This is a genomic window from Acinetobacter sp. SH20PTE14, from assembly GCF_021391555.1.
GTDB classification, from domain to species: domain Bacteria; phylum Pseudomonadota; class Gammaproteobacteria; order Pseudomonadales; family Moraxellaceae; genus Acinetobacter; species Acinetobacter amyesii.
Map to the genome: position 1 here is coordinate 108,311 of NZ_CP090067.1, position 20,571 is coordinate 128,881.

General features: G+C 41.5%; 20 protein-coding genes and 3 tRNA genes. 11 read left to right on the top strand and 12 right to left on the bottom strand.

Annotated elements, in window-relative coordinates:
- Nucleotides 1–48 precede the first annotated feature (48 nt).
- The 6 genes from LXF01_RS00485 to LXF01_RS00510 all read right to left on the bottom strand — a co-directional run bounded on the left by LXF01_RS00485 (nt 49) and on the right by LXF01_RS00510 (nt 4,663).
- On the bottom strand, nt 49–1,485 hold the full coding sequence (locus tag LXF01_RS00485) for an LLM class flavin-dependent oxidoreductase (RefSeq protein ID WP_233944828.1): 1,437 nt from the start codon (nt 1,483–1,485) through the stop codon (nt 49–51).
- Nucleotides 1,485–2,708: an SfnB family sulfur acquisition oxidoreductase gene (locus LXF01_RS00490; RefSeq protein WP_233944830.1), complete on the bottom strand. Its 1,224-nt coding sequence runs from the start codon at nt 2,706–2,708 to the stop codon at nt 1,485–1,487. The genes LXF01_RS00485 and LXF01_RS00490 overlap by 1 nt, the downstream gene beginning before the upstream one ends.
- An 11-nt stretch (nt 2,709–2,719) precedes the next feature.
- Nucleotides 2,720–3,946: an SfnB family sulfur acquisition oxidoreductase gene (locus LXF01_RS00495; protein WP_233944832.1), complete on the bottom strand. Its 1,227-nt coding sequence runs from the start codon at nt 3,944–3,946 to the stop codon at nt 2,720–2,722.
- 399 nt (nt 3,947–4,345) lie between these two features.
- Nucleotides 4,346–4,421 (bottom strand) — tRNA-Gly (locus LXF01_RS00500).
- A 46-nt stretch (nt 4,422–4,467) separates the two neighbouring features.
- Nucleotides 4,468–4,543: transfer RNA gene (locus tag LXF01_RS00505), tRNA-Gly, on the bottom strand.
- 47 nt (nt 4,544–4,590) lie between these two features.
- Nucleotides 4,591–4,663 (bottom strand) — tRNA-Gly (locus tag LXF01_RS00510).
- Nucleotides 4,664–4,905: 242 nt separating this feature from the next.
- On the opposite strand from LXF01_RS00510, the gene LXF01_RS00515 reads away from it, so the two are divergent.
- From LXF01_RS00515 to LXF01_RS00535, 5 genes are all read left to right on the top strand, one after another.
- On the top strand, nt 4,906–5,217 hold the full coding sequence (locus LXF01_RS00515; protein WP_078191519.1) for a BolA family protein: 312 nt from the start codon (nt 4,906–4,908) through the stop codon (nt 5,215–5,217).
- Nucleotides 5,218–5,225: 8 nt separating this feature from the next.
- Entirely contained in the window at nt 5,226–5,618 is a 393-nt protein-coding gene (locus tag LXF01_RS00520) for a SirB2 family protein (RefSeq protein ID WP_168378832.1), read from the top strand.
- Between the two features lie 63 nt (nt 5,619–5,681).
- Nucleotides 5,682–6,518 carry a ParA family protein gene (locus LXF01_RS00525; protein ID WP_233944833.1) on the top strand — a complete coding sequence of 279 codons (837 nt, stop codon included), beginning with the start codon at nt 5,682–5,684 and terminating at the stop codon, nt 6,516–6,518.
- Between the two features lie 13 nt (nt 6,519–6,531).
- Nucleotides 6,532–6,936, top strand: a complete 405-nt coding sequence (locus LXF01_RS00530) for a hypothetical protein (protein ID WP_180026158.1) — start codon at nt 6,532–6,534, stop codon at nt 6,934–6,936.
- Between the two features lie 307 nt (nt 6,937–7,243).
- On the top strand, nt 7,244–7,837 hold the full coding sequence (locus tag LXF01_RS00535; RefSeq protein WP_168378830.1) for a LysE family translocator: 594 nt from the start codon (nt 7,244–7,246) through the stop codon (nt 7,835–7,837).
- 19 nt (nt 7,838–7,856) lie between these two features.
- Here LXF01_RS00535 and LXF01_RS00540 read toward each other — a convergent pair whose 3' ends face one another.
- Entirely contained in the window at nt 7,857–8,483 is a 627-nt protein-coding gene (locus LXF01_RS00540; RefSeq protein ID WP_078191514.1) for a DedA family protein, read from the bottom strand.
- Nucleotides 8,484–8,677: 194 nt separating this feature from the next.
- Here LXF01_RS00540 and LXF01_RS00545 point away from each other — a divergent pair, with 194 nt between their 5' ends.
- The 3 genes from LXF01_RS00545 to LXF01_RS00555 all read left to right on the top strand — a co-directional run bounded on the left by LXF01_RS00545 (nt 8,678) and on the right by LXF01_RS00555 (nt 12,041).
- Nucleotides 8,678–9,100, top strand: a complete 423-nt coding sequence (locus LXF01_RS00545; RefSeq protein ID WP_233944835.1) for a DoxX family protein — start codon at nt 8,678–8,680, stop codon at nt 9,098–9,100.
- Nucleotides 9,101–9,312: 212 nt separating this feature from the next.
- Nucleotides 9,313–10,881, top strand: coding sequence for a glutamine-hydrolyzing GMP synthase (guaA, locus tag LXF01_RS00550; protein WP_078194056.1), 1,569 nt, complete (start codon nt 9,313–9,315; stop codon nt 10,879–10,881).
- Nucleotides 10,882–11,105: 224 nt separating this feature from the next.
- On the top strand, nt 11,106–12,041 hold the full coding sequence (locus LXF01_RS00555; RefSeq protein WP_233944838.1) for a restriction endonuclease: 936 nt from the start codon (nt 11,106–11,108) through the stop codon (nt 12,039–12,041).
- A gap of 47 nt (nt 12,042–12,088) precedes the next feature.
- Here LXF01_RS00555 and LXF01_RS00560 read toward each other — a convergent pair whose 3' ends face one another.
- A complete protein-coding gene (locus LXF01_RS00560; protein ID WP_233945401.1) occupies nt 12,089–13,423 on the bottom strand; it encodes a GGDEF domain-containing protein in 1,335 nt (444 codons plus the stop codon).
- A gap of 144 nt (nt 13,424–13,567) precedes the next feature.
- On the bottom strand, nt 13,568–14,743 hold the full coding sequence (locus LXF01_RS00565; RefSeq protein ID WP_233944840.1) for a GGDEF domain-containing protein: 1,176 nt from the start codon (nt 14,741–14,743) through the stop codon (nt 13,568–13,570).
- A 392-nt stretch (nt 14,744–15,135) separates the two neighbouring features.
- Here LXF01_RS00565 and LXF01_RS00570 point away from each other — a divergent pair, with 392 nt between their 5' ends.
- The 3 genes from LXF01_RS00570 (at nt 15,136) to LXF01_RS00580 (ending at nt 17,379) form a co-directional block, all read left to right on the top strand.
- Nucleotides 15,136–16,083, top strand: a complete 948-nt coding sequence (locus LXF01_RS00570) for a pirin family protein (RefSeq protein WP_233944842.1) — start codon at nt 15,136–15,138, stop codon at nt 16,081–16,083.
- Between the two features lie 68 nt (nt 16,084–16,151).
- A complete protein-coding gene (locus LXF01_RS00575) occupies nt 16,152–16,550 on the top strand; it encodes an OsmC family protein (RefSeq protein ID WP_078191507.1) in 399 nt (132 codons plus the stop codon).
- Between the two features lie 151 nt (nt 16,551–16,701).
- On the top strand, nt 16,702–17,379 hold the full coding sequence (locus tag LXF01_RS00580) for a glutathione S-transferase family protein (protein ID WP_180024720.1): 678 nt from the start codon (nt 16,702–16,704) through the stop codon (nt 17,377–17,379).
- Here the strand turns inward: LXF01_RS00580 and phoR are convergent.
- From phoR to LXF01_RS00595, 3 genes are all read right to left on the bottom strand, one after another.
- On the bottom strand, nt 17,376–18,734 hold the full coding sequence (phoR, locus tag LXF01_RS00585) for a phosphate regulon sensor histidine kinase PhoR (RefSeq protein WP_180024719.1): 1,359 nt from the start codon (nt 18,732–18,734) through the stop codon (nt 17,376–17,378). The two genes, LXF01_RS00580 and phoR, sit on opposite strands and share 4 nt — an antisense overlap.
- Before the next feature lie 23 nt (nt 18,735–18,757).
- Nucleotides 18,758–19,468 carry a phosphate regulon transcriptional regulator PhoB gene (phoB, locus tag LXF01_RS00590; RefSeq protein ID WP_078194048.1) on the bottom strand — a complete coding sequence of 237 codons (711 nt, stop codon included), beginning with the start codon at nt 19,466–19,468 and terminating at the stop codon, nt 18,758–18,760.
- Between the two features lie 229 nt (nt 19,469–19,697).
- Nucleotides 19,698–20,381, bottom strand: a complete 684-nt coding sequence (locus LXF01_RS00595) for a TetR/AcrR family transcriptional regulator (RefSeq protein ID WP_111885789.1) — start codon at nt 20,379–20,381, stop codon at nt 19,698–19,700.
- Nucleotides 20,382–20,571 lie beyond the last annotated feature (190 nt).

The window sequence follows — 20,571 nt, forward strand, 5'->3', positions numbered from 1 at the left end:
TCCAAATAATTAAATTTTTTGTCTAACATGTTGTTTTATAAATGCAGCTTATGCTGTCTCAACGTTTTTAAGTGCTGCCTGAGATGATGTGTCGGAAGTGCGACATCGGTAGCGATGAGCGGGATGTGTCATTGCTAAATGGTCACCTTGTTGAAACAGTTTTTGCCTTAAACTGCCAGTGTCATACGCAGTTTTATAGCGACCACGTTGCTGTAATTCAGGAATGACCAAACGGATAAAATCTTGATGTGACTCAGGTGCAACGGTGCGAGTCAGATTAAATCCATCGATGCCAGTTTCATCCAAATAATCAATCAACTGTTCTGCAACGTTGGCGCCACTCCCAACAAAGAGCGGATAACGCCCACCTAGAACGTGCTGAGCACGCAAATCTTGGCGAGTAATTTTTTGCTCTTTAAATTTTTGATTGACCGATGCGATGCTATTGGTCTGCTGATACGGAATGGCTTCATCTTCTGCAAAATTGGCGAGGTTCATCCCAATCGAACTGGAAAAGTGTGCCAGTCCCGCTTCAGGATTGGCATAGCGAATGTATTCAGCCAATTTCTCTTGGGCGAGCTCATCGGTCTCTGCGGTCACTACCGTAATGCCAACAAAGAGTTTCACGGCTTGTGGGTCACGACCTTGCGCTGCGGTTTGGCTGCGAATTTTTTGTACCTGATTTTTGACTTTTTCAGCGCTGTCCGCACCGATAAACATGCCTTCTGCATGTTGCGTCGCAAAAGCTAAGCCACGTGGTGAAGCACCAGCCTGATACAACACAGGGGTGCGCTGAATCGATGGAGAAACTTGAAATACCCCTTGGCTTTGATAGAACTTGCCTTGGTGTTGAATGGCATGTACTTTTTTGGGGTCGCTAAAGATGCGATTTGCTTTATCTTTTTGAACCGCATCATTTTCCCAAGAGCCTTCCCAAAACTTATAGCAAAGCTGCAAAAACTCTTCAGCTTGTTCATAGCGTAGGTCATGATCTTTCAAGCCTTTTTGCCCAATGAGGCGTTCTGCACTATCTAAATATCCAGTCACGATATTCCAGCCGATTCGACCTTGGGTCAGGTGGTCTAGGCTGGCAAATCGACGTGCAAATTGATAAGGCGTTTCATAGCTCAAATTGACTGTTACACCAAAACCTAAGTTTTCAGTGACCGCAGCCATTGCAGAAATCAGGGTGCTGGGGTCATGGCTCGGCAGTTGGATCGACTCTTTAAGTGTGAGATCGATATTGTCTTCATAAACATCATAGACCCCGGTGATATCTGCAATAAATAGCCCGTCAAACAGCCCTTGCTCCAAGGTTTTGGCAAGATCCGTCCAATAGCTCAGTTCATTAAAGCGGTGTGACTCATCGCGTGGATGGGTCCATAAGCCATGATTGATATGGCCGACACAGTTCATGTCGAAGGCATTCAGTAAAATTTTCTTGGCAGAATGTGATTGGGTATCTGCTGTGGTGATTTGGCTCATTACAAGGTCCCTCGACGTGGGGGCAATACGCCATTCAGGAGGTAATTGGCAATGAAGAAATATTTCCAACGCCCTGCATCATGCAAGGTATGGACACGTGCATTACGCCAAAATCGATCTAGACCATCTTCACGCTGACTGCCACGACTGCCTGCAAGCTCAATCAATTTTGAAGCCGCTTTCAGTGCAGTTTCAGTACTATGCGCACGCACTTTCGCTACATCTAATGAGGCTTTTGCGATGTTTTCAGCATTGGGCTGTGGGCGAGCAGCATCGATGGCACGAGCGGCTTGTTTCAGCAAGACCTCACTGGCGCGAACATCTGCGGCAATGCGACCGAGTTCGTATTTGGTTAAAGGATCTTCGCTTGCAAGATCAAGACCTGAATCAATCCATGGTCGAGCTTGGTGTACGCGGCTCAAACTTTCTTCAAAGGCTGCGCGGGCTATACCAACTTCAATCGCAGCATGCATAATTTGCGCAAATGGCCCAACCAATGTCGGCTCTGTAAATGCCCGATCAAAGGGAATGACATCTATGGCAGGAACTGCAACTTGGTGAAATTTTACAGAGCCGCTACCCGTGGTGCGCTGTCCAAACCCTGTCCAATCATCGATCAGCTCTAAACCTGTACTTTCACGTGCAATAAAGGCTAAATATTCACGACCATCTTGGTCTTTGACCAATGTGGGAATACGATGTGCAAATAAACTGCCGGTGCAATAAAACTTCTCACCATTCACCACAAAACCATTGTCATGAGAGCGAATCGACGTTTGTTTTTGCGCAGCGGTTTTGGTTTTAAACTCGGCTAAGGCATTGCCAAAACGAGCGCCAGCAAGCACTTCGGCATAAAGCTTTTGCTTTTGTTCAGTTGTGCCGGTGTTTCGTAATACTTCCAATGCATAAAAATGGTTTTGTGGAATTTGCCCAATTGAGCCATCTACACCACTCATAAGCGCAATCACTTGCGCCACGGTATAACTTGAAACTTCGGCACCGCCAAATGCCTTGGGAACCGTGATTGCCCAGAGACCAGATTGACTATAGGCCTCGATTTCATCAAACGGCAGTATGCGTTCGGCATCACGTTGCACGGCATTTTTTCTAAATTGTTCGGCTAATTGTTTTGCAATTTCAAGTGCTTCTGCATCGGACTGAATAATATGCGCAGGTGTTGTTGATATGGCCTGTAGCGAATTAATATTTGGAAATGAGGTCATCAGAATTCTCCTTAAATCCACGCATGGCGTGCAGGTAATTTATGATTTAAGTAATAGTCGCCTAAGGTATGCAGCTTCCAGCGCACAGGATCATGTAAGGTGTGTACTCGGGCATTGCGCCAGTGTTGATCAAGGTTATGGGCACTCAAACTTGCACGGCTGCCGCCTAATTCAAGGAGTTTTTCAGAGATCTGTAAGGCTGCATCATTGGCATAGATTTTAGCTTCAGCGACACGAATCGAAGCTAGAGCGGCTTGTTGTTCACTCACCTCATCAAGCTGATCTAATTCATCGAGGTAATCTGCGGCTTCATCTAAAAGTAAAATCGCAGCATCCAATAAAACCGCAGATTTACCCACCTCTTGTAGGGTGTAGGGCTCAAAACTGGCTTTCTCAACTTGTGCATCCACAATCGGACGGGCTTTTTGTACCGCAGAAAGGGTGTCTGCAAAGGCAGCTTCCGCAATCCCGACATCGATCGCGACTTGCATCAATTGTGAAAAGGCACCTCGATACGTTGGCCCTGCAGAAAGCTTACGTTCATCAAAAATTAATAGGGGGTCTACTGCCACATGGTTTAGTTTGACGGTGCCACTAGACGTTGTACGCTGACCAAAACCATTCCAGTTATCAATTACTTCTACGCCTGTAGCGTGTCGATCAATGATGGTCAGGACAACATGACCTTCAGGGTGAACGGCTTTAATCGCCAACCAATCTGCAAAACTACTGCCGGTTGAATAGAACTTTTCACCATTAACAACATACTTTCCATTTTCAATGCGCAGCGTTGTGTTTAAGGTTTTAGTGTCTTTGGTGTTGCGCTCTGGGCCACCATTGGCTAAACGTTTTCCCTGTAAAATTTCATTAAAAATAAAGGCTTTTTGCTCATCCGTTCCCATGAGGTCAATCATATACAGCAAGGCAATTTGGTTTTGTGGAATTTGGCCCACGCTAGAATCTGCTTTATTGATAATGCGAAAAACCTGCGCCAGTGTCTTGTTGGACACGTAGGCACCGCCAAATTTTTTGGGAATACGAATGCCACCTAAACCTTTCTGACTGAATAAGTCGATTTCTGCAAAAGGCAGTAGGCGGTTCTGATCACGTTCATTTCGACCTTCCAAAGCAAAATCGGCAACGTGATAAGCTGCATGAATCGCTTCTAAGTCATTTTCAATAACATGAATATTTTCAGAGATTAAATGAGACATAATGACACCTTTAATAGATATCAAAACGCTACTCGTAAATCCGTGATTCTTTAAATGATGGATTATTCTTAACTTAGCAAAATGTCTGTTTAGCATTTAATCTGCATAAAAAATATGCAAATTTGATAAAATAAGTGTTTGATTTAAAACAATAGATGTAGGAAAAACAACAAGAGGATTGATGATGAAAATCTGGTGTTAGCAACTTTGTAGATATTCAACTTTAAAAATAATATATCTAAGACAGGGGCTTAGCTGTTTTTTTTAATACTTTTTATTAATGGTGATCAATCAGCTTGAACTCCAATAGATGCTCAATATCATAGAGCTATGCAAAGATTAAAAAAGGGCTATAAATTGATTCAAATGTTTTTCAATCTGCAATAAAAAAGCCCCCATCTTTTGATGGGGGCTTTTTGAATTTGGAGCGGGAAAGGAGACTCGAACTCCCGACCCCAACCTTGGCAAGGTTATGCTCTACCAACTGAGCTATTCCCGCGGAGTCTATCCTGTTTTTTTACTAAAAAACTGAATCGAAAAAAATTTGGAGCGGGAAAGGAGACTCGAACTCCCGACCCCAACCTTGGCAAGGTTATGCTCTACCAACTGAGCTATTCCCGCGGAGTCTATCCAATTTTTTAAATAAAAAACCGAATGAAAAAATTTTGAGCGGGAAAGGAGACTCGAACTCCCGACCCCAACCTTGGCAAGGTTATGCTCTACCAACTGAGCTATTCCCGCATAGCCACGTATAATACATTAAGGATTTTTCAGGTCAATAACTTTATGAAAAACTGTGCATCGTTTGCATAAAATAAAAACAATTTGTTTGAAAATTGGAATATTTTTGCAGGTCAAAGGCTTCCATTTTGATGAAATCATGCAATTCAGATGGTTTCAGCAAGTTTGCGACACAAGAACTTGAACAAATACAGGCTATACTAAGATCAGTTAAACCTTTTTTTGAATTTGGGAGAGCCGTTTTGAGTTTAGAACAGCAATTAATTGAGCGTCTACAGACATTAGCGCCTACACATCTTGAAGTGGTGAATGAGTCCGCAGGTCATGGTGGTTATTTCCCAGGTAAAGAGTCGCATTTTAAAGCAGTGATCGTGAGTGAGGCATTTGCAGGTTTGCGTTTGGTGCAACGTCATCAAAAAGTCTATGCCGCAGCAGGTGATTTACTTAGTCCGGGGCAAATTCATGCCTTGGCCATTCATGCGTTTTTACCCGAAGAATGGAAAGGTCAAGACACCACTAGCCCTGAATGTGCGCATGCACCTAAGTCATCTTAAGGTGAGCCATGGAAACGCAATTAATCATTAAAATCATTCATATGTGTGGTGTGGCTTTAGGCTGTGCTGCCATTTTCATTCGTGCTTTTACGTTGTTTAAAGGGACGCAGGGCAATTTACCCAATCCGGCAGGGCGGAAGTTTTTTGTTGCTTTGCAACATGGCTCAATGACATTAATTGCCGTGACTGGAATTATCTTATTGTTTATGAAGAACTTTGATGTGCAGCCATGGTTCTATGCCAAAGTTGTGCTGTTTTTGGTGCTGCTGTCTTCTTTATCTAAAGCGTATAAAAAAGATGACAGTATTTTATTGGTTCAGCGCCGTGCGGGCTTATTTATTGCAGCTATTGCACTTATTTTCATCATTACATTGGTTATAATCAAACCAGTTTTTGGATAAATAGCTTATCCACATGGCCGATTTCAAGGCTTGAGTAGAAAAACAAAGATTAGAGGGTTTTGAATGCGTACGCGTGTGGTATTTAACCAAAAAGGTGGTGTGGGGAAATCGAGTATTACGGTCAATTTAGCGGCGATAAGCGCGCACCAAGGTTTAAAAACTTTGGTGATTGACCTCGACCCTCAAGCCAATTCAAGTCAATATTTGTTGGGGGATGATGCGACGTATTCGGCAGATAAGCCTGCACTTGAACCCAATATTGAAAATTATTTTGAAGAAGTCTTGGGGACACAACAAAGTAAAGGTTTGTTGGGAAATGCCATCGGTTCGATTTTGAAAGGCCGTGCCAAAGGTTTGGAAAGCTATGTGCATGCATCGCCGTATCCACGTTTAGATGTGATTCCTGCCAGTCCAAATTTAGGCGCGTTGGCACATGCCTTAGAATCTAAGCATAAAATCTACAAACTGCGTGATGCTTTACAGCAGATGAGTGGTCAATATGATCGAGTATTTATTGATACACCGCCGGCCTTTAACTTTTTTACTTTATCTGCGCTGATTGCGGCAGATCGCGTGCTGATTCCATTTGACTGTGACGTGTTTTCAAAACGAGCTTTACAGACCCTGATCGAAAATGTGTTGGAAACGCAGGATGATCATAATGATCGTTTGGAAATTGAAGGCATTGTGGTCAATCAATTTCAAGCACAGGCGAAGTTACCGCGTGAAGTTGTACAACAACTCAAAGATGAAGGTCTTCCTGTATTGGACAGCATGTTACCGCCTTCAGTGCTGATGAAAGAATCTCATCATAAAAATCAACCTTTAATCCATTTGGCTGCAGATCATAAATTGACGCAAGCCTATCAATCATTGTTCAATGAAATTGAGCAAAAGTAGTATCGAGAAAAGTATGAATGCACTTAAATGTGGTCTAGTTGCTTTCACTGCTGTTGTATTGGGTGCATGTGCAAGTACGCCTAAACCTAGCTATGTTTCACCTACACAGTATCAGTCTTTGAGTTGCCAGCAATTGCAAAGCGAATACAACCGAATCCACGACTATATTCAAAATGGTGTAGAAACGCCGAAGCGCACAGGCGTTGGTGTCGGTGTTGGCCTTGGTGGTGGCTGGGGCAGCCGTGGAGGTTGGGGCATTGGTCCGAGTATTTCGGTCAATATGGGACAATCTTCAAATACCAAACGTACCGAACTTTCACGCGTTCTAGGTGAGCAAGAAGCGATTGTACAGGCAGCAAAATTTAAGGGTTGTCCGATTATCGTTCGCACAAATTCGGCTACTGCAGCAAAATCATAAACGGATCATGAGCAGAGGCTTAGGCCTGTGCTATGAGAAAAGTGTAATAAAATTTGTCAGTAGGCGAGGCGTCTACTGGCATTCTTTTTGAGCCAAATAAACTGCACTATTTAGAGCCAATAAAATATTTAAATCTATGAAAAAATTAAATTAAATATCATTCGTGAATTTTAATGCCTCCTTCTGATCTTGAATATTCAGCGTGATCACTTTGACTTGTACAAGGATAAAACTGACCTAGCGCGTACTTGTTTTTTTAAATTCATTTCGGCTAAGGTGTGCGCTTTAAAACATTGTCTGGGTATTTATGATTGAGAGTTGGCTTTTTGTATTGGCAATGATTGCGGTGATGATGACACCGGGACCTAGCAATGCACTAATGGCAAGCTCTGCACATCAACAAGGCATTGCAAAGACCTGCATGCTGATTCCTGCAGAATTATTGGGCTATTTCTATGCCATTAATTTGTGGGCGTTGATTATTCATTTAAGCGCTCCAGTGTGGCCGAATTTAATTCATTTACTGCATTTTCTCAGTATTGCCTATGTATTATGGTTGGCTTTTCATTTGTGGAAATCGACGCATTTACATCAGTACAATCAAAAACATCCTTCAATTCAACCACGTGAATTATTTATTTCCTCGTTAAAAAATCCTAAAGCGTTGCTTTTTGCTGCAGGTATTTTCCCAATTGAAACTTGGGCTAGCCCATTAAATTTTATTTTGGTTTTCGCTGTATTTAGTGTGGTTTTATTGCCTGTTGCGTTGTTTTGGATGTCATTTGGACGGACGATTTTGGCGGGTAAGACCCAAAAAATTAAGGCCGATCTTCTGTATAAAGGATCGGCCCTGATGCTGATTTTATGTATGTTTCCCGTGGTTTTGCGCTTTTTTGCTTAAAGGCGTTCACCATATCGGTTTATTTCTTTAATTTTGCTCGAATAAAACCAATCACACCCGGTAAAACACTAATAATAATGATGCCAAAGATCAGATGGGTGAAGTTATCTTTCACGATGGGCATATTGCCAAATAAATAGCCTAAAGTGATAAATGAGCCGACCCAACAAATCGCACCAATCATGTTAAAAGTCAGGAAGTACTTGTAGTTCATGCTGCCTGCACCTGCGACAAAAGGTGCGAAGGTTCGTGCAAAAGGAATAAAGCGGGCAAAAATAATGGTTTTACCACCGTGTTTTTCAAAGAATTTTTGCGTATTCACCAAATGTTGACGGTTAATGAAGCGTGATTCAATTTCAAAGACACGTGGGCCAATATATTTACCAATATGGTAATTCAGCGTGTCGCCCAAGACCGCAGCGATAAACAGCAAAATCACCAAAACCCATGGATCCATGGCACCTGTTGACGCAGCGAGCGCGCCTGCTGCAAACAGAAGACTATCACCCGGTAAAAAGGGCATGACCACTAAACCGGTTTCAACAAAAATAATCAGGAACAGAATTGCATAAATCCATACGCCATAATTGGTAATGAACTCGAGTAAATGGTCATCAACATGTAGTATAAAATCAATCAGTTCCATGGGGCTTATATGCGTAAAATAGTGGTCTGATGCTATCAGTCCAAAGCGCCAAAGTCAGTATTAAAACGTAATTAATTATCAGTAAAATCGTTCTATATATGGAATGATGAATATTATAAAAGCATATTTAAAGAGAATAAGAAACGACCTAATCTAAGCACATCTTTTGAACAGTATTAAAAATAGGTTTCAGTATGTTTAATCCAAATCTAGTGGTGAAAAATCTGAGTCAACAGCCTCAAATCAATGCAGTAATCAGTCTGGTTGCACGTATTTTGATGGCTTATATTTTTATTGTGGCAGGTTGGGGCAAAATTACCGCTTACACTGCAACCGCAGGTTATATGGAGTCAATGGGTGTACCGGCAGGGCTTCTTCCGATCACCATTTTAGTTGAGTTGGGTGGTGGCTTAGCTTTATTGTTTGGTTTTCAAGCGCGTTTTGCAGCGCTAGGTCTAACCGTATTTAGTTTAATCACTGCATTTTTATTCCATGGCGGTGCAGAAGATGGTATTAACTTTATGAAAAATTTGGCGATGGCTGGCGGCTTATTATTTCTCATGTTACATGGTGCAGGTAAATTCAGTTTTGATCATTGGATTGAAAAATCAAAATAAAATGATCATGAGTCCTAGCATCCATCAAAGCGGCGTTCTGCCGCTTTTTTCAAGTCTACCGCTGATTGAAAGCGGATGGGTAAAGCCCTGAAATGTGTTGTAAAAAACATCGTTTGGCTTGTGGTTTTTGCCCCTGTCCGAATAGTGTGCGAAAGTCCAAGAAAAATGTTAGAATACGGCGCTTATATTCGTTGCCTGCATAGTTGTTTGCCATGACTACCAATACCCAAATTACTGAAGACCGTATCCTGATTTTGGATTTCGGTTCTCAATATAGTCAGCTTATTGCACGTCGTGTACGTGAAGCTGGTGTTTATTCAGAAATGTACGCATTTGATATGTCTGAAGAAGACATTCGTGCATTTAACCCAAACGGGATCATTCTTTCAGGTGGTCCAGAAAGTGTTCATGAAGAAGGTAGTCCGCGCGCACCACAAGTTGTATTTGAACTTGGTGTACCTGTTTTAGGTATTTGCTATGGTCTACAAACCATGTCAGAGCAGCTTGGCGGTAAAGTTGAGCCAGGTACTGTACATGAATTCGGTTATGCAGAAGTTGATATTAAAGTCCGTGATGCTTTAATTGGTGATCTTGAAGATACCAAAGACCAATTAAAAGTATGGATGAGTCATGGCGATAAAGTGACTCAAATTCCTGAAGGTTTCCAAATCACTGCCAGCACACCAAGCTGCCCAGTGGCGATGGTTTCTGATGAAAAACGTCGTTTCTATGGTATCCAATTCCACCCAGAAGTGACACACACTGCGAAAGGTGCTGAGTTATTGTCTAACTTCGTACATGGCGTATGTGGTTGCCGTAACTTGTGGAACTCAGAAAACATCATCGATCTTCGCGTAGAACAACTTCGTGAGCAAATTGGTGATCAAAAAGTTCTCTTGGGTCTTTCAGGCGGTGTCGATTCATCTGTTGTAGCTGCACTTTTACACCGTGCGATTGGCGACCAATTGACTTGTGTATTCGTAGATAACGGTTTACTTCGTTTGAACGAAGGCGAGCAAGTGATGGACATGTTTGCGAAAAACATGGGTATTCGCGTGATTCGTGCCGACGCTGAAAATCGCTTCTTAACAGCGCTTGCTGGTGAAGTTGATCCAGAGAAAAAACGTAAAATCATTGGTCGTGAATTCATTGAAGTGTTTGCTGAAGAAGCACGTAAGCTTGACGGTGTGAACTTCCTTGCTCAAGGTACCATTTACCCAGACGTAATTGAATCTGCGGCAAGCAAACAAGGTAAAGCACACGTGATTAAATCACACCACAACGTGGGTGGTTTACCAGAAGATTTAGCATTCGAATTGGTTGAGCCAATCCGTGATTTGTTCAAAGACGAAGTACGCCGTTTAGGTACAACTCTTGGTCTTCCATTTGAAATGCTTTACCGTCATCCATTCCCAGGCCCAGGTCTAGGTGTACGTATTCTTGGTGAAGTGAAAAAAGAATATGCAGATATCCTTCGTCTAGCAGATGACATCTTCATGCAAGAACTTCGCGCAAGCGGCTGGTATGACAAAACTGCACAAGCATTTGCTGTATTCCAACCTGTGAAATCTGTGGGTGTCGTAGGTGATGGCCGTCGTTATGCATGGGTGATCGCGCTTCGTGCTGTAGAAACTGTGGACTTTATGACTGCACGTTTTGCACATCTTCCATACGACTTAGTAGACAAGATTTCTACACGTATCATGAACGAGATTGCTGAAGTTTCTCGTGTTGTTTATGACGTATCGTCTAAACCACCTGCTACGATTGAGTGGGAGTAATTTAGGGATTTCAAGAAACAACGTTTCTTGCCTAAATTACGGCAAAGGCTATGCCTGCGCCAGACTGGGGTTTCACGAAGCACTGCTTCGTGCCAGTTTTACGCCAAGAGCTATGCTCGCGGCTATTTAGGGAAACCTAAATATTTCTAATAAAAAAAGGACGCTTCAGCGTCCTTTTTTTGTTTATAATTATGAAAAATACTATTTTAAAAAGAGCAAGTTAAATGTCATTGCCTACATACGATCAGTTGATGCTTCCATTAATGAAACTTTTAGCAGAACAAAAAGAGGCAATAAAATTAAGTTCTGCCACAAAAATTTTAGCTGAAAGATCTGGGTTATCTGAAGCTGATTTAAATTTAAGGCTATCTAGTGGTACAAAAACAGTATTTTATGATCGTGTTGGCTGGGCGAAAACATATTTGGTTAAAGCAGGTTTGATACAACAACCATCACGTGGTCTTTGCGAATTAAGTACGTTAGGTTGGTCTATTGATTTGTCCAGCTTATCCAATATAACTAATCAGTATTTGATGCAGTTTGAAGGGTTTTCTGATTATAAAATTGGTTCTAACCATAATAAAAATATTCAAAATCTAGTTCTAATAGAAGAGCATGCTACATCTATTCAAACAGAACATTTGACGCCTGCAGAAATAATCGAACAATCATCAAAGGAGCTTAATCAAACAATTAAAGATGAGCTATTAAATAAAATTAAAAGTAATTCTCCAAAATTCTTTGAGCAATTAGTTGTCGATTTGTTGGTAATAATGGGTTATGGCGGTTCACATCAAGACGCAGCCCAAGCAATAGGTAAAACCAGTGATGGCGGCATTGACGGTATTATCAGTGAAGATCGTTTAGGTTTAGATAAAATATATATTCAAGCTAAACGTTGGGAAAATACGGTGGGGCGCCCTGATATTCAACAGTTTAAGGGAGCTTTGGCTGATCAAGTGGCGAAAAAGGGCGTATTTATTACTACTTCTAGTTTTAGTAAAGAAGCAATTGAGTCAGCAAAGAAATCAGGCATTGTTTTAATTGATGGTGACAAGCTTACATCTCTCATGATTGAATTTGGCTTGGGTATTCAAATTGAAAGAAGTTTCCATATTTATAAAATAGATCAAGACCGTTTTGATGAAGATAGTTTTTAAATAAACTTAAAGGACGCTTCAGCGTCCTTTTTTTATATCTCAAAATTCTATTTATAAACAATCGACCAACTACGATCGCTTTCATTATTCGGTTCAGCTTTGGGCTTTGCTTTATGGGTAAAGCTTTGCCAAGACTTTGTCGATTTACGTTCGGGTTTCATGCTTGAATCATAGCGCTCTACACGGTTACGGCCATTTTCTTTTGCCTGATACAGCGCAATATCAGCTTGCTTAATCAGTTCAGTTAAATTTTGTTTATGTGATTTAAGCTGTGAAACACCAATGGAAACGGTAAATTGTATCGGGTGATTTGCGACATTCAGCAAAGATTGATTTTGAAGCGTTAAACGAATACGTTCCGCGATCAACATTGCATCCTGTATTTGCGTTTCCGACAAAAGCACAATAAATTCTTCGCCACCAAAGCGAGCCAAAACATCTTTTTGGCGCATTTCTTTGCGGGTGGTTTCAGCGATACATTGCAGTACCTGATCACCAACATCATGCCCGTAATTATCATTAATATGTTTAAAATGATCGACATCAAACATCAATAAGCAAGTACTTGCAGGCGTTGGCCATTCATGGATGCGATGCTCAGCCAACTGAACAAACTGACGACGGTTATATAACTGGGTGAGCTCATCTGTATGCGCTAGATTTTTCAGCGTATGCATATTCCAGTCATCAAGCAGGGTACGTAAAAAATGACGACGTGCATTGAGCGTATTGTTCCAACTCATATGCAGGCTGATCATCCAAACAGGAATAGACACCACCACAAAAATCAGTGCTTCTTGCCATGATAAAAGCTGACTCACCGCAAAATATACCAATAGTGAAATGAGACCCGAACAATACAAGGCGGGCTTAAATTGTGTTTGTACGCAGACATTGGCAATTAAGATAAAGATCGCTGCACCATAGATATAGGACGAGACCATTGGGCTATCTGAAGCCAATAATAAGCCAATCCAAATCGCGGTGCTACAGACCGTCCCAATCGGTAAGATCATGTCGAGCACACGAATATCTTTTTTGTATTTAAACAGATAGAAGCTGACCAATAGGGCAGCAATAATCATGGCCACTCGAGAAAGACCTGACCAAAAGAACATGTCAGGGATAATAAAAATGTCAGCAAAAAAATAAAGAAGAAACGTAATCTGCGCCATGTAGTTCACTTGACGCAAATAAGGTAACTGATGGGCATACTGATGTTGTAGAAAATAGTTTCTAAACTGCGTAGGAATACGTGCAAAAGGATCTGCAATGGCTTGTTCAATCTCGGCACGATTGGCAAGATCACACTCAGAAAGTTTCAAAGTATGAGTATGATTTTTACGAACTTCCTGAGCAGACGAATTAGTCCGAGAACTCATTCGTACATCAACAGACATGTCCCTTCTCCATAAATGGCTTAGGACAAATTATGAACAAAAAACACACAAAAATATCTACCTGAAACTAGGGATTTTTCGAATGAATGATAAAAAATCGTCTGATGAATGTTACAAAATATATTATTAACTTGCTGTTTTATAAGTTGAAATTTGATTGCGTCCTGCAGATTTTGCTTGGTAAAGTGCCTGATCGGCCATGCGAATGACACTTTGTAAATCTCGGTTTTTTTGACCAAATTCGGCAACACCAATTGAAACGGTAAATTTAAGTTTTTGTAGTGTATCAAGTTCTAAATAATCATCGGCTATTGCCCGTCGTAGACGTTCGGCAATATCTTGAGCCTGACGCAGGTGTGTCTGCGGTAAAAGAATTATAAATTCTTCACCGCCGAAGCGGGCAATGATGTCTTGGCTACGTAAGGTATGTCGGCACGTTTCTGCAATTTGTTGTAAAACATGATCACCAATATAGTGCCCAAATTGATCATTAATATTTTTAAATTTGTCGACATCAAAAATCAGTAATGAAAGCGGCTGTAACGGTTTGGACTGATGATGAATATGATAATTGGCAAGTTGAATAAATTGACGGCGATTGTTTAAGCCGGTCAGCACGTCGGTATGCGCCATAATATTGAGCGCTTCACGGTTCAACTGATCGAGTTTACTGTGTAAAAAAACAATTCTGGATTTTTGCGTTGAATTCCAACTGATATACAAACTAAATAACAACACAGGGGAATAGATCAAGATAAACAGTTGCAGTTGATGGATATTGCCAGAAACGGCGAAATACACCCCAATCAGCAAGATTAGACTGATACACAGAGAAATGAGCACAGCAGCTTTAAAGCGGATTTGCACACATAAATTGGCTAACACGATAAAAACCAAGGATGCATATAAATAGATCGGCACATCGGGGCTATTGGATAAATTGAGTAGACTAAACCACAGGGCAGAAGCGCCAACGATCGATAGGGGAAGCATCAAGTCAAAGAGTAAAATGCTCTTGCTATATGTATAAATGCCCCATGTGATGCCCATCATCAGTAAGGTATAGGCCATTTTTAAGCCTATCGCGAGCAAGCCCACATCGGGCAACATAAACCAATCCGCTATGGCATAAGAGAGATAGGCCAATTGTGCAACGATGTTGACTTGGAAAAAGAATTTAAAAAGTTGACGACGATGGTAGTGGAAAAATTCTTGACGAAATTGAGCAGGAACGCGAACAACGGTTCCTTTCAAGGCTTTTTGGATCAGTGCACGTGATTCTTTCTTATACTCATTGATCATGCAAGATTACCGACGGGTGAGCATGGCTTGTATGTAATTTTATGTAACTCAAATAATCTATATCATTTTTATTTAAAATTAAACACGTTATTTCAAGGATTTGTGAATTATTTGGTGTTGTTTGGTCAAAAGTGAGTGTTAATTTATGTTACTTAAATTTACATTTCACGTGATCTGAACAAGTAATTTTGCATTGGGTATTGTCTAAATAAGCATCAATAACTGTTATGCTGTATGTCATATTAGGCAACAAAAAAACGATTGTCCTATCTCTGTGATTCAGCGTATTAATGACAGCTGAAGAAGATTGAGTTAATGCAGATATAATGGAAAAAATGCATAGCTCTAGCCGATAGTCCTTGCATCGGCTTAGCCAAATTTAGGGTAAGAATATGACCAATACCAATTACACAGAAATATCTCATTCCGACGATTGTGAAAAATACGTCAATCAGTTCATTCAAGAATTTCCACTGCGCCGTGCTGAAATTGGTCAAGGCACAGTGATTAAACGTGCTTTACCAAGTCGTCATAAACGGATGATTGGTGCATGGTGTTTCCTTGATCATGCCGGTCCAGTGCATTTTCCGCAAGGTGATGGCTTAGATGTCGGTCCACATCCACATATTGGTTTGCAAACCTTTACCTGGATGATTGATGGTACCATGATGCATACCGACAGTTTGGGCACACATCAGTTAATTCAGCCCAAACAAGTCAATCTCATGACAGCGGGTTATGGTATTTCGCATACTGAGGTTGCTCCAGAGTCTGAAACACAAATGCATGCTGCGCAGCTTTGGATTGCATTGCCAGATGACAAAATCAATATGGCGCCCCGGTTTGACCATTACCCAGAGTTGCCTGTGGTGACACAAGACGGGATTGAATTGACGGTATTGGTGGGTGAATTTTTACAGACTAAATCGCCGGTAAAAGTACATAGTGAATTATTGGGGGTCGATCTGCGTAGTTCGGAAAGTCAAAGTACCGTCCTGCCGCTCAATCCAAAATTTGAATATGGCTTTATGGCCCTCGAAGGGACTGCCAGTGTCAATGGTCACGAGCTCAATGAAGACAATATGGTGGTACTTGAGCCGGGCTTAACCCAAGTCAAAATTGATCTGCACGCAGGTGGCCGTGTTTTATTATTAGGGGGTGAACCTTTTGAATCACCGATTCTGCTGTGGTGGAATTTTGTGGGGCGCACACAAGAAGAATTGAATATTGCCCGTGAGCAGTGGATTAATCAGGACGAACGCTTTGGCTCTATTCCTGACTATGATGGTCCACGACTAGAAGCACCGGCTTTCCCTGATAAAATGCGTCCATCACGTTAACTTAAAAATAAAAATGAACAGCCGTACCTGTGGTAAAAATGGTGCGGCATAACCATGAGGGAGTCATTATGGGTATCGTCGCAACGGCAACAGTAAACACCTTAGAAGCACCGTGGTCAGGTGAAGTTCAGAGTGGAAAACATCAACTTATTACCGATAAGCCCGAATCATTTGGTGGCGGGGATTTAGGTTTAGCACCGTATGATTTACTGTGTGCCTCCTTAATTTCATGCACCATGATTACTTTGCGCATGTATGCAGCACATAAACAAATTCAATTGGGTGAGTTTCGTGTTGAGGCAGACTTTTGTGCGAACCGTGAAGGTGCTGAATGGGTTGAGCGACGTTTACATTTTCAAACGCCCTTGGATGCAGAATTAGAGCAAAAAATCTTGTCCATTTGTGAAAAAACCCCAGTGACAAAAACTTTATTGCGCAGTGTAGACATTAAAACCACTCTAGTTTAATTTAAAAGCAGGTCGCTGCTGTACTGTGCAAAATTTAGTTTTGATATAGCCCTAAGCAGTGATCTGACACTTTTTATGATTTAACTACTTCAAAATAATAATGGCTTGCCAGAAATAAGAAAATTTTAGACTTCATATAGGAGATGAACCCATGCGGGTGCTACATCATCTAGAAAAATCTCGTTCATTTCGTATTTTATGGGCAATGCAGGAATTAGGACTGGATTATCAGGTTCAGTTTTATCTGCGCCAGCCAAATTTGTCTGCACCCCCTGAGCTTAAAGCCATCCATCCTTTGGGGAAGTCGCCCATATTGCAGGATGATGGACTGGTCTTGGTAGAATCTGCAGCGATCTTGGAGTATTTACAAGAGAAGTATGATCGGCATGATTTTTTTGCAGCCAAGGCGGAACATTCAAAACAACAATATCGCTTTTGGATGCATTATGCCGAAGGTTCTCTAATGCCGTTGTTGGTGATGCAGTTGGTCATGAGCAATGTGCCACGCCATGTACCTTGGGTCATCAAACCCGTAGCTAATCGCATTTGTGATGGGGTCAAAAAAGGTTTTGTACGACCTCGCTTAAAAGAACATATCGAGTTTTTAGAAAACCATTTAGCGGAAAATGAATATTTTGCGGGACCGTTTAGCTTTGCGGATATTCAGATGACGTTTCCATTAGAAGCCGTCATGACCAGAACTCAAGGGCGATATCCACAAATTCAGGCTTTCTTACAACGGATGCAACAGCGTCCTGCATATCGCCGTGCCAAACAACAAGAACAACAGTTGGAAGCACAGCAAGACCGGCGGGATGATTCTGCTTAGCTCACATGATACAAGCGTTCTTTAGGGAAGACGACTTTAAACAGCGAACCACGGTTTTCTTTGGACTCAATTTCAAGGTGTGCCTGATGTTGCATCAAAACGTGTTTCACGATGGCAAGACCTAAACCTGTTCCTCCCGTTTGGCGACTACGTGCGCTGTCCACACGGTAAAACCGTTCCGTTAAACGGGGTAAGTGTTTCGGGTCAATCCCGATACCCGTATCTTCAACGGTAAAATAACCATGCGTACCATCATCATGCCACCCAATGGTCACAGTACCGCCTTTCGGGGTGTATTTAATTGCATTGGTGATGAGGTTACTAAAGGCACTCGCCAATTCCATATCTGATCCGATCAGGTCACAGTGACTATCAATCTCGAGATTCAGTGTATGTCCATAATCCACATTGTAAGCATGTGCATCGTCATATAGTTGGTTCATTAGGCTGGGCATTTCAATGATTTGATTTTTAGCAACTTTTTTATCATTTTCCAGACGAGATAATAATAACAAGTCATTAACCAAAGCATTCATACGGCGGGTTTGAGACTGCATTTGATCGAATGCGCGTTTCCAGCGTGGATTTAAATCTTCCTGATCGGTAAAGGTTTCGATATAACCACTTAAAACCGTAAGTGGTGTGCGTAGTTCATGTGAAATATTATCGACAAAGTCTTTACGCATTTGCTCAAGGTTATGCATGCGCGTGACGTCATAAGCCACCAATAAACGACTTTCGCGACCAAAACGGGTTAATTTGACTTGTACATAATGGTCTTCAAATACCGATGATTTCATTTTTAAACCATCGGGGGCTAAATCGATATTGGTAAAGTATTCGATAAAACTAGGCTGTCTTAAAATACTTAAAATATTGCGCCCTTGATCGAGCTGTTGAATCCCCAAAAGCTTTTCTGCGGCAGGGTTCCACCATTCGATTTGGTGTAATTCATCAATCAATACCACAGCTTCAGCAAGTGCCACTAAGGAAGATTGAGCGCGGTCAATCAGACCAACCATTTCAGCTTGTACAATGCGTTCTTGACGCTGCGCACGGTATACATTAAAGAGCAAAGCTCCCCAAATACCGTCTAAATTTGGCGGGACATCATAGGGACGATTTGAAATCCATTCGTTGACTAAGTACAGCGAACGCATTTGCAATGCAAAGAACACTGCAAAGGCGATTAAGATGCAGATCCATAAGTACCCGATACCAAAGCCGATGAGTGCAGCAATGAGTAGGAAAAATGCCAGAAGTCTCAAATCCTGCTTGGCAAAAGTCCATAAACTGCTGTAACGGAATTTTTTATGTTCACTGGCAAGTTCAGGGACGGGATACGGTTCGTACATAGAAAATTAAAGACCTAAAATGACTAACCCATCACAGCGTCTGCACGGGTAGAGAAACGGTAACCTGTACCACGAACAGTTTGGACATAACGATCGGCTTGGAAAGGTTCAAGAACTTTACGCAAACGACGAATATGCACGTCAATGGTACGGTCCTCAATATACACGTTTCCACCCCAAACCTGATCTAATAATTGAGCACGGGTATAGGCACGTTCAGGATGAGTCATGAAGAAGGCCAGTAGACGATATTCAGTCGGTCCCATATCTAAAATGGTGTTACCAAAGCTGACACGTTGGCTGACTGGATCGAGGATTAAGCCATTGGCATCAATGGTTTTTTCACCCCCCAATGCATTTGAGCGACGTAGCACCGCTTTAATGCGTGACACCAACTCACGGGTGGAAAAGGGTTTGGTCATGTAGTCATCTGCGCCCGCGTCTAGACCTTGGACTTTATGGTCTTCTTCGCCGCGCGCAGTGAGCATGATGACTGGAATCTCTGACAAATTTTCATCGCGTTTTAAACGACGACATAGGTCTACACCACTCACGCCGCCAGGCATCATCCAATCTAATAAAATCAGTGCAGGACGCTGATCCACAATCATTTGGTGCGCTTGTTTGGCATCTTCAGCTTGCTGACATTGAAAACCAGCCATATCCAGTGAAGTATGGATCATTTCCCGAATCGGGAGTTCGTCGTCGACGATTAAAATATAGTCATCTTTCACAGCGCAATACCCTATTTTATGTAAACGGTAGACCGTTTTATATTTATGACAGGCTTATTACAAAGATTAATTATGACAGTATCATTGCAAAAATGATCTTTCATTGGGGTTTAGAAAGAAATTGTGACAATTTAAATCCTGAAATATTCAACAACATGGGCTTTGCATCATGCTGTTGTCACAAAAAAATCATTCAAAAAATTGTAAAGATCAGTGTTGAGCTCAGAATTTATTTCCTGGGTTTTTCAGAAAAAGCATCCAATAAGGCCAAAAAGACCACGCTACATGACGATAAAACTTCGTCAATCGGTTGTTTATAACCACTCATGACCCAGCGAATCGCGATTTGGGTGACATAACCATTGAGACCTGTTGCGACCATTGAAATTTCGCGTTCTGAACGATCAATATTCGGCATCATGAGCATGACAAAGGCATGAATCATACGGTCAAAGCGCATCATGGTTTCATGAATTGTGGCTTGGTTATGTAGCTCTTGTACCAACATGGCATCGATGTAAATGATGCGCGCCATACGGGGATTATTTTTTAAAGTTAACAGTAGGGCGGTTAAACCTGCTTCAATCATTTTTTTAGAATCGGTGGATGCTTGCATGATGGCTTGCATCACGTTTTGTTGCAGTTCATCGATTAATTTTAAAAAGATGGTTTGGAACAGTTGCTCACTTTTCTTAAATGATTCATAAAAATAGCGTTCGGTCAGCTTGGCTTCCAAACAAATATCTTTCACAGTCACTGAAAAAAAGCCATGTGTACCATAGGCTTCTATACCGGCTTCAATCAGTTTTTCACGTCGCGCTTGCTTACGTTCACTGAGAGAAAGCCCTTTAAATTGACGTTCCTTCACATTTTTTGCCTGTTGTTGTTCTGTGTGATTTGTTGCATCTGTCATGAAAATATACGCTGAACTAAAGCAGAATTTTATCTTATTTTAGCAATAATTTCAGTTTAAACCTATGTTTAAGCATTGGCGATTTCAACAGCTTAGCACGTCCTAAGATGACATTGACAATATGTATTGTCAAAACTATATTAAGTTGACGAACTGCACACATTGGCAAATGAGATCACGCTGTGATAAA

What these genes read in the sequence shown, in the direction of transcription:
- LXF01_RS00485 (WP_233944828.1), bottom strand. Translation starts at nt 1,485, where the DNA reads ATGAGCCAAATCACCACAGCAGATACCCAATCACATTCTGCCAAGAAA.
- LXF01_RS00490 (WP_233944830.1), bottom strand. Translation starts at nt 2,708, where the DNA reads ATGACCTCATTTCCAAATATTAATTCGCTACAGGCCATATCAACAACA.
- LXF01_RS00520 (WP_168378832.1), top strand. Translation starts at nt 5,226, where the DNA reads ATGGAAACGCAATTAATCATTAAAATCATTCATATGTGTGGTGTGGCT.
- LXF01_RS00525 (WP_233944833.1), top strand. Translation starts at nt 5,682, where the DNA reads ATGCGTACGCGTGTGGTATTTAACCAAAAAGGTGGTGTGGGGAAATCG.
- LXF01_RS00530 (WP_180026158.1), top strand. Translation starts at nt 6,532, where the DNA reads ATGAATGCACTTAAATGTGGTCTAGTTGCTTTCACTGCTGTTGTATTG.
- LXF01_RS00535 (WP_168378830.1), top strand. Translation starts at nt 7,244, where the DNA reads ATGATTGAGAGTTGGCTTTTTGTATTGGCAATGATTGCGGTGATGATG.
- LXF01_RS00540 (WP_078191514.1), bottom strand. Translation starts at nt 8,483, where the DNA reads ATGGAACTGATTGATTTTATACTACATGTTGATGACCATTTACTCGAG.
- LXF01_RS00545 (WP_233944835.1), top strand. Translation starts at nt 8,678, where the DNA reads ATGTTTAATCCAAATCTAGTGGTGAAAAATCTGAGTCAACAGCCTCAA.
- guaA (WP_078194056.1), top strand. Translation starts at nt 9,313, where the DNA reads ATGACTACCAATACCCAAATTACTGAAGACCGTATCCTGATTTTGGAT.
- LXF01_RS00555 (WP_233944838.1), top strand. Translation starts at nt 11,106, where the DNA reads ATGTCATTGCCTACATACGATCAGTTGATGCTTCCATTAATGAAACTT.
- LXF01_RS00560 (WP_233945401.1), bottom strand. Translation starts at nt 13,423, where the DNA reads ATGAGTTCTCGGACTAATTCGTCTGCTCAGGAAGTTCGTAAAAATCAT.
- LXF01_RS00565 (WP_233944840.1), bottom strand. Translation starts at nt 14,743, where the DNA reads ATGATCAATGAGTATAAGAAAGAATCACGTGCACTGATCCAAAAAGCC.
- LXF01_RS00570 (WP_233944842.1), top strand. Translation starts at nt 15,136, where the DNA reads ATGACCAATACCAATTACACAGAAATATCTCATTCCGACGATTGTGAA.
- LXF01_RS00575 (WP_078191507.1), top strand. Translation starts at nt 16,152, where the DNA reads ATGGGTATCGTCGCAACGGCAACAGTAAACACCTTAGAAGCACCGTGG.
- LXF01_RS00580 (WP_180024720.1), top strand. Translation starts at nt 16,702, where the DNA reads ATGCGGGTGCTACATCATCTAGAAAAATCTCGTTCATTTCGTATTTTA.
- phoR (WP_180024719.1), bottom strand. Translation starts at nt 18,734, where the DNA reads ATGTACGAACCGTATCCCGTCCCTGAACTTGCCAGTGAACATAAAAAA.
- LXF01_RS00595 (WP_111885789.1), bottom strand. Translation starts at nt 20,381, where the DNA reads ATGACAGATGCAACAAATCACACAGAACAACAACAGGCAAAAAATGTG.